We start from the raw sequence: 15,990 nt of genomic DNA on the forward strand, positions 1-15,990 counted from the left end.
TCAGCTCAACTCCGAGTCGATGAACCGGAAGATCTCTTCGTCGCTGGCGGCCCCGAGCTGTTCGGTGACCGACTCGCGGTCGCCGTCGGCGCGCGGGGTCAGCCGGCCGACCAGTCCTTGCAGCCGGGTCAGCGCCCGCCGCCGGTCGTCCTCGCCGGACACGTCGGCCAGCACTCCGGCCAGCCGGTCGAGTTCCTCGTCCAGCGAGCCGACGGCGGTCGCGGCCGGCACCACCAGTTGCCTGCGCAGGTGCTCGGCGAGTCCGGCGGGGGTCGGATGGTCGAACACGGCGCTTGCCGAAAGTCGTACGCCGGTGGCCGCTCCGAGCCGGTTGCGCAGGTTGACCGCGGCCAGCGAGTCGAAGCCGAGGTCGGTGAACGGCCGCCCGGTGGGCAGCGCGTCCGGATCGCCGTGCCCGAGGACGACGGCGACCTCCCGTCGTACCAGCTCGACGAGTTCGCGCTGCTGGTCGGCCTCGGGCAGCACGGCCAGCCGGTCGGCGAGCCGGGACTCGGCCGCGTCCGGTTCACCGGTCACGGCGGTGAGCGCGTCCCGTACCTCGGGCAGGTCGCCCAGCAGCGGGCTGGGCCGGGCGGCGGTGAACGCGGGTGCGAAACCGGCCCAGTCCACGTCGGCGACGGTCACGGTGGTGTCGGCGTGCCGCACCGCGTCGGCCAGCGCGGCGAGCGCCTCCTGCGGGGGCAGCGCCAGCACGCCCCGGCGGCGCAGTTCCTCTCGGCGCCGGGCCTCGGTGCCGGCGTCCGCCGCACCGAACCCGGCGCCCTCCCAGGGGCCCCAGGCGACGGCGGTGGCGGGCAGCCCGCGGGCCTGCCGGTGCTGGGCCAGCGCGTCGAGGTAGGCGTTGGCCGCGGCGAAGGCGCCCTGTTCGCTGCCGCCCCAGGTGGCCGCGACGGAGGAGAACAGCACGAACGCGTCCAGCTCTCCGGTGAGCCGGTGCAGGTTGACCGCGCCGCGCACCTTGGCGTCGAGGGTCGCGGCGACCTCGGCGAGGTCCGTGCCGGCCAGCGGGCCGGAGCGCAGGGTGCCCGCGGTGTGGACCACGGCGGTCAGCGGTGTGTCCGCGGGGACGGCGGCGAGCAGTTCGGCGAGCGCGGTCCCGTCGGCCGGGTCGCAGGTGCTGACGGTGACCGGGATTCCGAGGTCGTCCGGTGCGGTGGCGGTCGGGTCGTCGGTGGTGAGGACCAGTGCCTGTGCGCCGTTGCCGGCCAGCCAGCGGGCCACCGGGAGCCCCATCGGGCCGAGGCCGTCGGTGACGAGCACGGTGCCGGTGGGCTGCCACGGCCGGGCCGGGGTGCGTCCGCCCAGCGGGGCGTGCGCGAGGCGCGGCACCAGCACCCCGGTGTCGCGTACGGCGGCCTGGTCCTCGGTGCCGGCCAGCAGCGCGGCCAGCCGGTCGACTCCCCGGCCCGGGTCTTCGGGCAGGTCGACGATGCCGCCGAACAGCTTCGGCTGCTCCAGCGCCAGGGTGCGGCCCAGGCCCCAGAGCATGGCCTGCTCGGGGTGGGGCAGCCGGTCGGCCGGGGTGGCGGCGACCGCGCCGGAGGTGACCAGCCACAGCGCGGTGCCGGTGTCGGCCAGGGCGCGGACCAGGTCGAGGGTGGCGGCCAGCCCGGCGGGCACGGCGGGGTGCTCCGGGTGCGGACCCGCGGCAAGGCCGAGCAGCGAGACCACCCCGGACGCCGTGCCGGCCTCGGCCGCGACGCTGTCCGGGTCGACCACGCGAACCTCGGCCCCGGCGCGGGTGAGCGCGGCGGCGCACTCCTCGGCCAGGGTCGGTAGGTCGTCCGAGCCCACCACCAGCCAGGTGCCGCTCAGCACCGCGTCGGGTGTCTCGGTGGGCCGCCAGCCCACGGTGTAGCGCCGGCTGTCGGTGGTGGCGGTCGTCTCCTGGGCGGCGCGCCAGGCGGCGAGTGCGGGCAGGACCTCGGCGAGCGGTTCGGCCGGCACGCCGAGCAGGTCGGCCAGCGCCTCGGGGTCGGCCGGGTCGACGGCCGCCCAGAACGTGCCGTCCGCCGCGTCGGTGCCGGTGTGCTCCGGGGCGGTCAGCCAGTAGCGCTGCCGTTGGAAGGCGTAGGTGGGCAGGTCCGGTGCGGCGGGCCGGGTGCCGTCGAAGGCCGCGGCCAGCCGTACCGGGAGCCCGGCGACCTGCGCCTCGGCGACGGAGAGCAGGAACCGTTCGAGGCCGCCCTCGTCACGGCGCAGCGAGCCCACGACGGTCACCTCGTCCAGCGTCTGGTCGATGCCGGGCGTCAGCACGGGGTGTGGGCTGACCTCGACGAAGCCGCGGTGGCCCTGCTCGGCCAAGGCGCGTACGGCTGCTTCGAAATGAACGGTCTGCCGGAGGTTGCGGTACCAGTACTCCGCGTCCAACGTGGCGGTATCGGCCCAGTCGGCGGTGACCGTGGAGAACATCGGCACGTCCGCCGCCCGCGGCCGCACCTCCGAGAGCGCCTCGACCAGTCGCGTCTCGATCCGCTCGACCTGCGGGGAGTGGGAGGCGTAGTCCACCGCGATACGACGGGCGCGGGTGTCCCGCTTCTCGCAGTCGGCCAGCAGCCGGTCCAGGGCCGCCGGGTCGCCGGAGACCACCGTCGAGGCGGAGCCGTTGACCGCGGCGACCGTCACACCCGGGGGCAGCAGGGCGGTCACCTCGTCGGCGGGCAGGGTCACGGAGGCCATCCCGCCGTGTCCGGCCAGTTCCCCCGCGATCAGCCCGCTCCGCACGCAGACCACCAGCGCGGCGTCGCGCAGGGACAGCGCCCCCGCCACACACGCGGCAGCGATCTCCCCCTGCGAATGCCCCACCACCGCGTCCGGCTCCACCCCGAACGACCGCCACAACGCGGCAAGCGACACCATCACCGCGAACGACACCGGCTGTACGACGTCCACGCGCTCCAGGGACGGCTGTCCGACCTCCCCCCGCAGCACACCGAGCAGCGACCAGTCCACGAACTCACCCAGCGCCGAGGCACATTCAGCCATCCGCTCCGCGAACACCGGCGAGGTATCCAGCAGTTCCACCGCCATCCCCGCCCACTGCGCACCCTGACCCGGGAACACGAACACCGTGCGGCCGGTGCTCCCGGCCGTTCCGGTGGCGATATGCGGTGCGGCGGCCCCGGCGGCCAGTGCGGTCAGCCCGGTGAGGAGTTCCTCGCGGTCGGCCGCGACCACCACGGCCCGGTGGGTCAGCGCGGAGCGCCCGGTGGTCAGGGCGGCGGCCAACTCGGCGACTCCGGCGTCCGGTTCGGCGGCCAGCCAGGTGCGCAACCGGCCCGCCTGGGCCCGTAGTGCGGTCTCGGTGTCGCCGGACAGCGGCACCGGCACCACCCGCCGGGGCGCCGGCTGCGGGGCCGGAACCTCCGGGCCCTGTTCGATGATCACGTGGGCGTTGGTGCCGCTGATCCCGAACGAGGACACCGCCGCCCGCCGCGGCCCCTCACGTTCCGGCCACGGCCGTGCCTCGGTGAGCAGCCGTACCGCACCGGCCGACCAGTCCACGTGCGTGGTCGGTTCGCCGACGTGCAGGGTGCGCGGCAGCATCCCGTGGTGCATGGCCTGTACGACCTTGATCACACCGGCGACCCCGGCGGCGGCCTGGGTGTGCCCGATGTTCGACTTCACCGACCCGAGCCACAGGGGCTGTTCGCGTTCGGAGCCGTAGGTCTCCAGCAGTGCCTGGGCCTCGATCGGGTCGCCCAGGGCGGTGCCGGTGCCGTGCGCCTCCACCAGGTCGACGTCCGCGGGAGTCAGCCGGGCGGCGGCGAGGGCGGTGCGGATGACCCGTTCCTGGGAGGGCCCGTTGGGGGCGGTGAGCCCGTTGGAGGCGCCGTCCTGGTTGACGGCCGAGCCGCGCAGCACGCCGAGGACGCGGTGGCCGTTGCGGCGCGCGTCGGAGAGCCGCTCCACCACCAGCAGGCCGACGCCCTCGGACCAGACGGTGCCGTCCGCGTCGGCGGAGAAGGCCTTCACCCGGCCGTCGGCGGCCAGTCCGCGCTGCCGGGAGAACTCGATGAAGGTGCCGGGGGTGGACATGACGGTCGCGCCGCCGGCCAGCGCCAGCGAACACTCCCCCGCGCGCAGCGCCTGTGCCGCCAGGTGCAGGGTGACCAGGGAGGAGGAGCAGGCGGTGTCGACGGTGACCGCCGGGCCCTGGAGGCCGAAGGTGTAGGCGACCCGGCCGGAGGCGACGCTGCCCGCGGTGCCGGCGCCGAGGTAGCCCTCGACGTCCTGCGGGGTGCTGGGGAGCCGGGTGGCGTAGTCGTGGTACATGACGCCGACGAACACGCCGGTGTCGGTGTCCCGCAGGGACATCGGGTCGATGCCGGTGCGTTCGAGCGCCTCCCAGGAGGTCTCCAGGAGCAGCCGCTGCTGGGGGTCCATGGCGAGGGCCTCGCGCGGTGAGATGCCGAACAGTCCTGCGTCGAACTCGGCCGCGTCGTGCAGGAATCCGCCCTTGGTGAGATAGGTGCGCCCGGCGCGGTCGGGGTCGGGGTCGTAGAGCTGTTCGGTGTGCCAGCCGCGGTCGGTGGGGAACGGCGAGATGCCGTCGCCTTCCCCGGTCACCAGGCGCCACAGGTCCTCCGGGGAGCGCACTCCGCCGGGGTAGCGGCAGGCCATGCCGATGATGGCGATCGGTTCGTCGGCCGGCCCGGAGCGGCGGGGCGCGGTGGGCGCCGGGGCGGCGGCCGCGGTGAGTCTGCGCAGCAGGTAGGCGGCGGTGGCCGCGATGCTCGGGTGGTCGAAGGCCAGGGTGGCGGGCAGCGTGAGGCCGGTGCCGGCGGCCAGCCGGTTGCGCAGTTCCACCGAGGTCAGCGAGTCGAAGCCGAGGTCGGTGAAGGCGCGCCGGTCGCCCAGTTCGGCCGTGTTGCCGTGGCCGAGGGTGGCGGCGACCGCGGTGCGTACGGTGTCGTGCACCAGCCGGCCGCGGGCGGCCTCGTCGAGCCCGGCGAACGCCGCCTGGAGCGCGCCGGTGCCGTCGGCGCGGCGGGCCGGGACGCGGACCAGGCCGCGCAGCACCGGGGCCGGCGGGACGGTGCGGGCCTGCTCGCGGAGCGCGGCCAGGTTCAGCCGGACCGGGACGGCCAGGGCGCTCTCGCCGGGTACGGCGGCGTCGAACAGCCGCATGCCCTCGGCCGGTTCGAGCGGCACCACCCCGAGGCGTTCGATGCGCTGCCGGGCGGTGCCGTCCGCCGTGTCGCCCATGCCTCCGGCCCACAGGCCCCAGGCCAGTGACACGGCGGGCAGGCCGGCCGCGCGGCGGCGGGCGGCGAGGCCGTCCAGGACGGCGTTGGCGGCGGCGTAGTTGCTCTGTCCGGGGCTGCCCAGGATTCCGGCGGCCGAGGAGAACAGCACGAACGCGGCCAGGTCCAGGCCGCGGGTCAGCTCGTCCAGGTGCAGGGCGGCGGCCGCCTTGGGCCGCAGCACCCGGTCGACGCGCTCCGGGGTCTGTGCGGCGAGCATCCCGTCGTCCAGCACCCCGGCGGCGTGCACCACGGCGGTCAGCGGGTGCGCGTCGGGGATGTCGGCCAGCAGCGCGGCCAGGGCGTCCCGGTCGGCGACGTCGCAGGCCACCACCCTGGCGGTGGCGCCGAGTTCGGCGAGATCCGCGACCAACTCGGGGGCGCCCGGGGCGTCGGGTCCACGGCGGCCGGTGAGCAGCAGGTGCCGTACGCCGTGCTCGGCCGCGAGGTGCCGGGCGAGCACCGAACCGAGGGCGCCGGTGCCGCCGGTGATCAGCACCGTGCCCTCCGGGTGCCATACGGCGGGCTCGCCGGCGTCGGCGCGGACCAGCCGGGGTACGCGCGCCACGCCGTCCCGGACGGCCAGTTGGGGCTCGCCGGTGGCCAGGGCGACGGGGTGGGGCAGGCTGCCGTCGCTGTCGAGGAGCACGATCCGGCCCGGGTTCTCCGACTGGGCGGAGCGGGCCAGGCCCCAGACGGCTGCGGCGCCCAGGTCGGTGCCGTCGACGGCTCCGGTGGTGCGCAGGGCGAGCGTGGTGCCGGCGAAGCGTTCGTCGATCAGGAACGTGCGCAGCAGGGCCAGGACGCGGTGGGTGGCGGTGGCGATGCCGGCCGGGTCGTTCGTGGTGGCGGGCACCGTGGCGAGCAGCCACTCTCCGGGGTCGGTCACCGCGGTGAGGTCGAGGTCGGCGCCGAGCTCGATGGCATCGGGGGACTCGGTGCCGGGCGCGGGGTCCGCCGCGGTGGTGCGCACCGGCGTCCAGTCGACCCCGTGCAGTGCCTCGGTCCCGGAGTCCGGGGCGCTCAGTCCGGCGGGTACCGGGCGCAGCGCGAGGCTGTCCACGGTGAGGACCGGGGCGCCGTAGTCGTCGTACGCGGCGATGGCGAAGCCGCCGTCGGCCGGGGTCAGCCGGACCCGCAGCGAGTCGGCGCCGGGCTGCCGGACGGTCACGCCGGTCCAGGCGAACGGCAGGGCGGCCGTGGTCGCTTCCGGGTCGGTGGCCAGCGCGTGCAACGCGGCGTCCAGCAGCGCCGGGTGCACCCCGAAGCCCGCAGGCCCGGCCGGCTCGGGCAGGGCGACCTCGGCGAACAGCTCGTCGCCGTGCCGCCGGATCCGGCGCAAACCCTGGAACACGGGTCCGTAGGCGAGGCCACGGTCGGCCAGCAGCTCGTACAGCCCGCCGGGCTCGTCCCACTCGGACTCGGCCGGGGGCCACTCGTCCAACGGCGGCGCGCTGTCGTCCGCCGGTTCGACGGTGCCGGTGGCGTGTCGGGTCCACGGCTCGTCGGTGGTGCCCGCTTCGGCCCGGGAGTACAGGGTCACCGTCCGGCGGCCCTGGTCGTCGGGGGTGCCGAGCACCAGCTGGAGTACGGCGCTGCCGCGCTCGGGCAGGACCAGGGGTGCGTCCAGGGTGAGTTCGGCGATCCGCCCGCAGCCGACCTCGTCCCCGGCGCGGGCGACGAGGTCGACGTACGCGGTGCCGGGCAGCACGATCCGGCCGGCCACCACGTGGTCGGCCAGCCAGGGGTGGGCGGTGGTGGAGAGCCGCCCGGTGAACAGCACCCCGGCGCCGTCCGCGAGCGTGACGGCCGCGCCGAGCAGCGGGTGCTCGACGGTGCCGAGACCGGCCGCGCCGGCGTCGGCGGCCGTTTCGCCGGTCATCCAGAACCGGCGGTGCTGGAACGGGTAGGTGGGCAGCGGAACCGGCGCCGGCGCACGGTCTTCGGTGACCGCGGCCCAGTCGGCGGAGATGCCGTGCACATGCAGCCGGGTCACCGCGTCCAGCAGGGCCGGTATCTCGTCCCGGCCGTCGCGCAGGGTGGGCAGCACGACCGTTCCGGCGGCGGGCTCGTCGGCGGACCCCGCGGCACGCGCGTCGGCGGCCCTCTCGTCGCGCTCGTTGCCGGACCCGGCGGCGGGCTCGTCGACGGACCCGCCGTCGGGTTGGGTCGCGGTCAGGCAGTCGCGGGCCATGGCGGTCAGTGCGGCGGCCGGGCCGATCTCGACGAAGGCGGTGGCCCCGGCCTCGGCCAGGGCGCGCACCGCGGGCAGGAACCGCACGCTGTCCCGGACGTTGGCCACCCAGTGCTCCGGGTCGGTGATCTCCCGCTCGGACAGCGGCGCCCCGGTCACCGTGGACACGACCGGCAGGTGTGGCGCGCTGAACGGGATACCCGTGACGATCTCCCGGTACTCGGCCAGGATGCCGTCCACGTGCGGGGAGTGCGGGGCCATGGTGACCCGCAGCTGCCGGGTACGGCGCCCTCGTTCGCGCCAGTGCGCGCCGATCTCGGCGACCGCGTCGGCGTCGCCGGACACCACCACCGCACGCGGGCCGTTGACGGCGGCCAGCCGCACCAGCCCGGCGTACTCGGCCAGCAGCGGGGCGAGTTCGGCCTCGGTGGCCTGGACGGCGACCATCGCGCCGCCCGCCGTGGCCGCCGCCATCAGCCTGCCGCGGGCGGTGACCAGCGTGGCGGCGTCGGGGAGGGTGAGCGCCCCGGCGATGTGGGCGGCGACGATCTCGCCGACGGAGTGGCCGGCCACCAGGTCGGGGCGCAGCCCCCAGCTCTCGACGAGCCGGACCAGGGCGACCTCCACGGCGAACAGGGCGGCCTGCGTGAAGTCGGTACGGTCGAGCAGGGCGGCCTCGGGGGTGCCCTCGGCGGCGAACAGCACCTCGCGCAGCGGCCGGGGCAGGTGCCGGTCGAGTTCGGCGCACACCGCGTCGAACGCCTCGGCGTAGACGGGGAACCCGGCGGCCAGTTCACGGCCGGCCCCGAGGCGCTGGGAGCCCTGGCCGGGGAAGAGGAAGGCCAGTTTCCCGGCGTCGGCGGCGAAGCCGGTGACCACGTCGGCGTCGGGGGTGCCGTCGGCGAGGGCGGCCAGTCCGGTGTGGAGCCCCCTGGCATGCGGACCGGTCAGCACCGCCGCCCGGTGCGGGTGCGCGGCGCGGGTGGTCAGCAGCGAGTGTGCCAGCGCGGCCGGTTCGACGTCCGGGTGGTCCCCGAGGTGGGTGAGTAGCCGGGCGGCCTGGGCCCGCAGGGCCGTCTCGGTGCGGGCGGAGACCACGACCGGCAGCGGCAGGGGTGTCCGGGCCCGCGGCCGCGGCGGTGCCTCGACGGGGGCCTGTTCGATGACGATGTGCGCGTTGGTGCCGCTGACGCCGAACGAGGACACCGCGGCGCGGCGGGGCCGGCCGGTCTCCGGCCAGGGCCGTGCCTTGGTGAGCAGGGACACCGCGCCGGAGGCCCAGTCCACGTGCGGGCTGGGTGCGCCGACGTGCAGGGTGCGGGGCAGCAGCCCGTCCCGCAGGGCGAGGACCATCTTGATGATCCCGGCGACACCGGAGGCGGCCTGGGTGTGCCCGATGTTGGACTTGACCGACCCGAGCCACAGCGGCTCGCCGTCCCGGCCCTGGCCGTAGGTGGCCAGCAGGGCCTGGGCCTCGATGGGGTCGCCCAGGGTGGTGCCGGTGCCGTGCGCCTCCACCGCGTCGACGTCCCCGGTGGACAGTCCGGCCGCGGCCAGCGCGGTGCGGATCACCCGCTGCTGGGACGGGCCGTTGGGGGCGGTGAGGCCGTTGGAGGCGCCGTCGGAGTTGACCGCGGAGCCGCGTACCACGGCCAGCACCGGGTGCCCGGCCGCGCGGGCGTCGGAGAGCCGCTCCACGAGCAGCATCCCGGCGCCCTCCGACCACGAGGTGCCGTCGGCGTCGGCCGAGAAGGACTTGCAGCGCCCGTCGGCGGCCAGGCCGCGCTGCCGGGAGAACTCCACGAACAGCCCGGGGGTGGCCATCACGGTGGCGCCGCCGGCCAGCGCCATGTCGCACTCGCCGCGGCGCAGCGCCTGGGCGGCCAGGTGCAGTGCCACCAGCGAGGACGAGCAGGCGGTGTCCACGGTCAGGGTGGGGCCTTCCAGGCCGAACGCGTAGGCGAGCCGGCCGGAGGCGACGCTGGCGGCGCTGCCGGTGAGCCGGTAGCCCTCCACGCCCTCGGCGGCGTGGTGCAGCATCGGGCCGTAGTCCTGGCGCATCACGCCGACGAACACCCCGGTCCGGCTGCCGCGCACGGCGGCCGGGTCGATCCCGGCGTGTTCGAAGCTCTCCCAGGAGGTCTCCAGGAGCAGCCGCTGCTGCGGGTCGGTGGCGAGCGCCTCGCGCGGGTTGATGCCGAAGAAGTCGGCGTCGAAGTCGGCGGCGGCGCGCAGGAATCCGCCGTGCCGGGTGTAGGAGGTGCCCGGCCGGTCGGGGTCGGCGTCGAACAGCGAGTCCAGGTCCCAGCCTCGGTCGGCCGGGAACTCGGTGATGCCGTCGCCGCCGTCGAGCAGGAACCGCCACAGCTGTTCCGGGGATCGGATCTCCGACGGGAACCGGCAGGCCATGCCGACGATCGCGATGGGCTCGTCGGTGCCGACGCCGGCACCGGCCGGGGTCGGCGTGGCCGTGTCCTCGGGCGTGTCCTGGCGCAGGTGTCCGGCGACCGCGGCGGGGGTCGGGTAGTCGAACACGAGGGTGGCGGGCAAGGCGGTGCCGGTGACCGCGGTGAGCCGGTTGCGCAGTTCCACCGCGGACAGCGAGTCCACGCCGAGCGCGCGGAACTCCGCCCGCGGGTCGACGGCGTCGGCTCCGGCGTGGCCGAGGACGGCGGCCGTCTCGGCACGCACCAGGGTCAGCAGTTCCTCGGCGGTGAGCTGGGCAGGCCGGGTGACCGTACCGGGCCCGGCCGCCGCGGCGGTACGACGCCGTGGGCCTCGCGTCAGGCCGCGCAGCAGGGGCGGCAGCAGCGCCGGGTCGGCGGTGTGCAACCGGATCTTGGCCGGCAGCAGCACCGGTTCGTCGACGGCCAGCGCCGTGTCGAACAGCGCCAGCCCCTCCTCGGCGGAGAGCGCCTGCACTCCGGCGCGGGCCATCCGGGCCAGGTCGGCGGCCGAGAGTTCGCCGGTGATGCCGCTGGGCGGGGCCCAGAGCCCCCAGGCCAGCGACTGGGCGGGGAGCCCGGCGGCGCGCCGCCGGCCGGCCAGTGCGTCCAGGCAGGCGTTGGCGGCGGCGTAGTTGGCCTGGCCGGGGCCGCCGAGGGTGCCGGTGGCCGAGGAGAACAGCACGAACGCGGCCAGGTCCAGGCCGCGGGTGAGCTCGTCCAGGTGCAGTGCGGCGGCTACCTTGGGCCGCAGCGCCGCGGCCAGCCGCTCCGGGGTGAGTGTGGTGAACAACCCGTCGTCGGAGACCCCGGCCGCGTGCACCACGGCGGTCAGCGGATGTTCGGCGGGCACGTCGGCCAACAACGCGGCCAGCGCGTCCCGTTCGGCGGCATCGCAGGCCACGACGCGGACGTCGGCGCCGAGTTCGGTGAGCTCGGCCTCCAGTTCGGGGGCGCTGCCACGGCGGCTGGTCAGAATCAGGTGCCGTATGCCGTGCTCGCGCACCAGATGCCGGGCGACCAGGCCGCCGAGGGTGCCGGTGCCGCCGGTGATCAGGGCGGTGCCCCGGGGGTCGAGCCGGCGGGGCAGGGTGAGCACCAGTTTGCCGGTGTGCCGCGCCTGGCTGAGGTACCGGAACGCGTCGACGGCCCGGGAGACCGGCCACACGGACGGCGGCGGTACGGTCAGCGCGCCCGCGGCGAACAGCTCCAGCACCGCGACCAGCAGCCGCTGCATCTCCCCCGGCGGCAACCGCATCAGGTCGTACGGCAGGTAGTCGATGTCCGGGAAGTCGGCCGGGTCGCGCAGATCGGTCTTGCCCATCTCCAGGAACCGCCCCCCGGGGCGCAGCAGCCCCGCCGAGGCGTCCACGAACTCGCCGGACAGCGAGTTCAGCACGACGTCGACCGGGCCGAACTTCGCGGCGAAGCCGGTGTCCCGTGAGGAGGCGATGTGCGCGTCGTCCAGGCCGAGGTCGCGCAGCACCTGCCACTTGCCCTCGCTCGCGGTGCCGTAGACCTCGGCGCCGAGGTGCCGGGCCAGCTGTACGGCGGCCGTGCCGACGCCGCCGGCCGCGGAGTGGATCAGTACCTTCTCCCCGGCCCGCAGTCCGGCGAGTTCCACCAGGCCGAGCCGGGCGGTGAGGTGGGCGATCGGCATGGCGGCGGCCTGCTCGAACGTCCAGACGTCCGGAATCGGTGCCACGGCTGCCCGCTCGGCCACCGCGACCGGGGCGAACGCGTCACCGAAGAGGCCGGTGACCCGAGTGCCCGGAGCGAGGTCGGTGACGTCGTCGGCGACCTCGGTGACCACGCCGGCACCCTCGCCGCCGAGGGCGACCTCACCGGGGTACATGCCCAGAGCGATCAGCACGTCACGGAAGTTCAGCCCGGCGGCCCGCACCGCGATGCGCACCTGGCCCGGCCGCAGCGGGGCCGCCGCGGCCGGGGCCGGTACCAGCGCGAGGTTGTCCAGGGTGCCCGGGCGGGTGACGGCCAGCCGCCAGTGCGGTTCCACGGGCGGCACCAGCTCGGGCCTGACCAGCCGGGGCGTGCGCAACAGGCCGCCACGCAGGGCAAGTTGAGGCTGCCCGATGGACGGTACGGAGGACAGTGCGCGGCGGGACTCGGCGGTGTCGTCGAGGTCGGCCAGCACGATCCGCCCGGGCTGTTCGGCCTGCGCGGCACGCAACAGCCCCCACACCGCCGCGCCTCCCGGGTCGGCCGGGGTGTCGGCGGGTTCGCCGGCGACCGCGCCGGTGGTGACCACGAGCAGCCGGGCGGGCGCCGCGTTGTCGGCCAGCCAGTCCTGCGCCTGCCGCAGCACGGCGGCGGTGACCGCTTCGGCGGGCTGCCCCACCGGAACGGCCAGCACGGTGAGGTCGGCGGCACCGTCACCCACGAGGTCGGCACCGTCACCCGCGAGGTCGGCACCGCCGGCCCTCAGGTCCGCGGCCAGGGACTCGGGCAGCGCGCCCAGCACCGCCCACCGGCCGGCGGCAGGTTCGGCGGGGGCCGGGACGGTGTCCCAGTCCAGCCGGAACAGCGAGTCCCGGGGCACCCGGCTCGGGCCCTGTCCGGTGGCGGCCCGCAGCGTCAGCGCTTCGACGGAGGCGACCGGGACACCGGTGCCGTCGAACAGGTCGAGCGCGAAGGCCCCCTCGCCGGTGGGGGCGAGCCGCACCCGCCCGGCGGCCGCTCCGGCGGCGTGCAGCCGGACACCGGCCCAGGAGAACGGCAGCCGCGCGGTGCCGGTGTCGTCGGTGAGCGCGAGCGCGTGCAGGGCGGCGTCCAGCAGCGCGGGGTGCAGCCCGAACCCGCCTGCACGGTCGCGGAGTTCATCGGGCAGGGCGATCTCGGCGAAGATCTCGTCACCGCGCCGCCAGGCCGCGCGCAGCCCCTGGAACGCCGGTCCGTAGCCGAGGCCGCGAGCGGCGAGATCTGCGTAGGCGGCGTCCACGGCCAGTGGGGCGGAGTCCGTCGGCGGCCAGACCTCCTCGGCGGCGACGGGTTCGTGCGGGCCGACGGCGAGAGTGCCGGTGGCGTGCAGCGTCCACGGCTCGTCCTCGGACTCGTCCTCGGCCAGAGAGTAGATCTCCACGGCACGACGGCCTGCGTCCTGGGCCTCACGGACGGTCAGTTGCAGCCGGACCGCACCCGTGTCGGTCAGCACCAGCGGCGCCCGCAGCACGAGTTCCTCGACCCGGTCGCAACCGACTCGGTCGGCGGCCTGCACCGCCAGCTCCACGAACGCCGCGCCGGGCAGCACGATCGCCCCCGACACACGGTGATCGGCCAGCCAGGGCTGGGACACCACCGAGAGCCGGCCGGTGAGCAGATACGCGTCCGACCCGGCCAGCGCGGTGGCCGCACCGAGCAGCGGGTTGCCGGCCGGGAGCAGTCCCGAAGCGGCGAGGTTGCCGCCGGGGGCCGACTCCAGCCAGTAGCGTCGGCGCTGGAAGGCGTAGGTGGGCAGGTCGACCGGGGACGCGGCGGGCAGATACGACGCCCAGTCGACGACGCCGCCATGCGTATGGAACCGGGCCAACCCTGCTGCAACCGACCGGACTTCGGGCTGCTCGCGACGCAGCAACGGGATGAAGGCCGCCGTCGCGTCCTGCGGCAGACAGTCCGGCCCTACGGCGGTCAGCGCGGCGTCCGGACCGACCTCCACGAACCTCGTCACCCCCTGCTCGTGCAGGTGGGCCACCGCATCGGCGAACCGGACCGTGTCCCGGACATTGCGCACCCAGTAACCGGCATCCACCGGCGCCATACCGACATCCACCGTGGAAACGAACGGAATGCTCGCAGCGGCGAAGGTGACCCCGGCAATCGCCTCCCGGAACCGGTCCAACACCGGGTCCATCAACGGCGAATGAAACGCGTGACTCACCCGCAGCCGGGTATTCCGCCAGCCCCGCTCCCGCGCCTGCGCCGCTACAGCCTCCACCGCCGACTCGACCCCGGACACGACGACCGAGCGCACTCCATTGACCGCCGCAATCCCGACCTCACCCGACAGGACCTCCGCGACCTCCGCCTCGGTGGCGTTGACCGCGAGCATCGCCCCACCCGACGGCAACTCCTGCATCAGCCCGGCACGCGCACACACCAAAGTGACCGCGTCATCCAGCGACAACACCCCAGCCACATGAGCGGCCGCCACCTCGCCCACCGAATGCCCCACCACGAAGTCCGGGACCACTCCGAAGGACTCGAGAAGCCGGAACAGCGAGACCTCGACCGCGAACAGACCGCACTGCGCGAACAACGTCTCATCCAACCGATCACCGCCATCGAGAACCACCTCCCGCACCGGCCGCCCCGACACCGACTCCAACCGCCCACACATATCCGCGAACGACTCCGCGAACACCGGATACCGCGCCGCCAACTCCCGCCCCATACCCGACCACTGCGACCCCTGCCCCGAGAACAGGAACCCGGTGCAACCCCCGTGACCGGTAACGCCGGTGACCGACCCGTCCGCCAACTCTGCGAGTCCAGCGAGCAGTTCATCCCAGTCCGCGGCCACCACCGCACCGCGATGCTCCAAAGCAGCCCGGGACAGCGCCGCCGCACGCGCCACCTCCGCAACGCCGACGCCCGGTGCGGCAAGCACGTACTCACGCAACCGACCCGCCTGAGCCCGCAACGCCTCAACACTCCGCCCGGACACCACCACCGGCACCGGCACCGGCACCGGCAACACCGGTTCACCGACCGGTACAGGCTCGACAGCCGGCGCCTCCTCAATGATCACGTGCGCGTTCGTCCCGCTCACCCCGAACGCCGACACCGCAGCCCGACGCACCTCCGTCTCCGGCCAGGGCCGTGATTCGGCGAGGAGTTCCAGCGGGCCGCCGGCCCAGTCGACGTGCGGGGTCGGTTCGTCGACGTGCAGGGTTCGGGGCAGCACCCCGTGGCGTATCGCCTCGACCATCTTGATCACGCCGGCGACACCGGCGGCGGCCTGCGTGTGCCCGATGTTCGACTTGACCGACCCCAGCCACAACGGCCGGTCGCGATCGGCGCCGTAGACGCCGTGCAGGGCCTGTGCCTCCACCGGGTCGCCCAGCGAGGTGCCGGTGCCGTGTGCCTCCACCGTGTCGATGTCCCCGGGGGACAGTGCCGCGTTGGTCAGCGCCTCGACGATGACCCGGCGCTGTGCCTGGCCGTTGGGAGCGGTGAGCCCGTTGGAGGCGCCGTCCTGGTTGACGGCGGAGCCGCGGATGACGGCGAGGACCGGGTGGTTGTTGCGCTGTGCGTCGGAGAGCCGCTCCAGCAGCAGCATGCCGACGCCCTCGGACCAGCCGGTGCCGTCGGCGTCGGCGGAGAACGCCTTGCAGCGGCCGTCACCGGCCAGGCCGCCGAGCCGGTCGAACTCCACGTAGGTGCCGGGGGTGGACATGATGGTCACGCCGCCGGCCAGGGCCAGTGTCGTCTCCCCCGAGCGCAGTGACTGCACCGCCAGGTGCAGGGTGACCAGGGAGGAGGAGCAGGCGGTGTCCACGGTGACGGCGGGGCCTTCGAAACCGAAGGTGTAGGCGACCCGGCCGGTGGCGATGCTGGCGGCGTTGCCGTTGCCGATGAACCCTTCCAGTTCCTCGGGCACGTCGTCCATCAGCGTGGCGTAGTCGTGGTACATCACGCCGGCGAAGACGCCGGTGCGGCTGCCGCGTGCGGTGAGCGGGTCGATCCCGGCGCGTTCGAACGCTTCCCAGGAGGTCTCCAGGAGCAGCCGTTGCTGCGGGTCCATGGCCAGCGCCTCGCGCGGGGAGATGCCGAAGAACCCGGGGTCGAAGTCACCGGCGTCGGCGACGAACCCGCCGAGCCCGACGGGCAGTCCGGCCAGGTCCCAGCCGCGGTCGGCGGGGAACCCGGAGATCCCGTCCCGGCCCGCGGCCAGCATCTCCCACAGCTGCTCGGGTGTAGCGACGCCACCGGGGTAGCGGCAGGCCATGCCGACGATCGCGATGGGCTCGCGCCGGGCCTGTTCGATCTCGGCGAGCCTGCGCTGCGCACTCTGCGCCTCGCTCAGCGCACGCCGGAGATAGTCCCGGAGCTTGTCCTCGTTAGCCAC

Annotated in this window: 1 protein-coding gene; it reads right to left on the reverse strand. The window is 75.1% G+C overall.

From position 1 onward, the window contains the following. A complete protein-coding gene (locus tag ACZ5K7_RS34780; protein WP_468919852.1) occupies positions 1-15,990 on the reverse strand; it encodes a type I polyketide synthase in 15,990 nt (5,329 codons plus the stop codon).

It is taken from the genome of Streptomyces sp. NPDC031497, assembly GCF_055580905.1.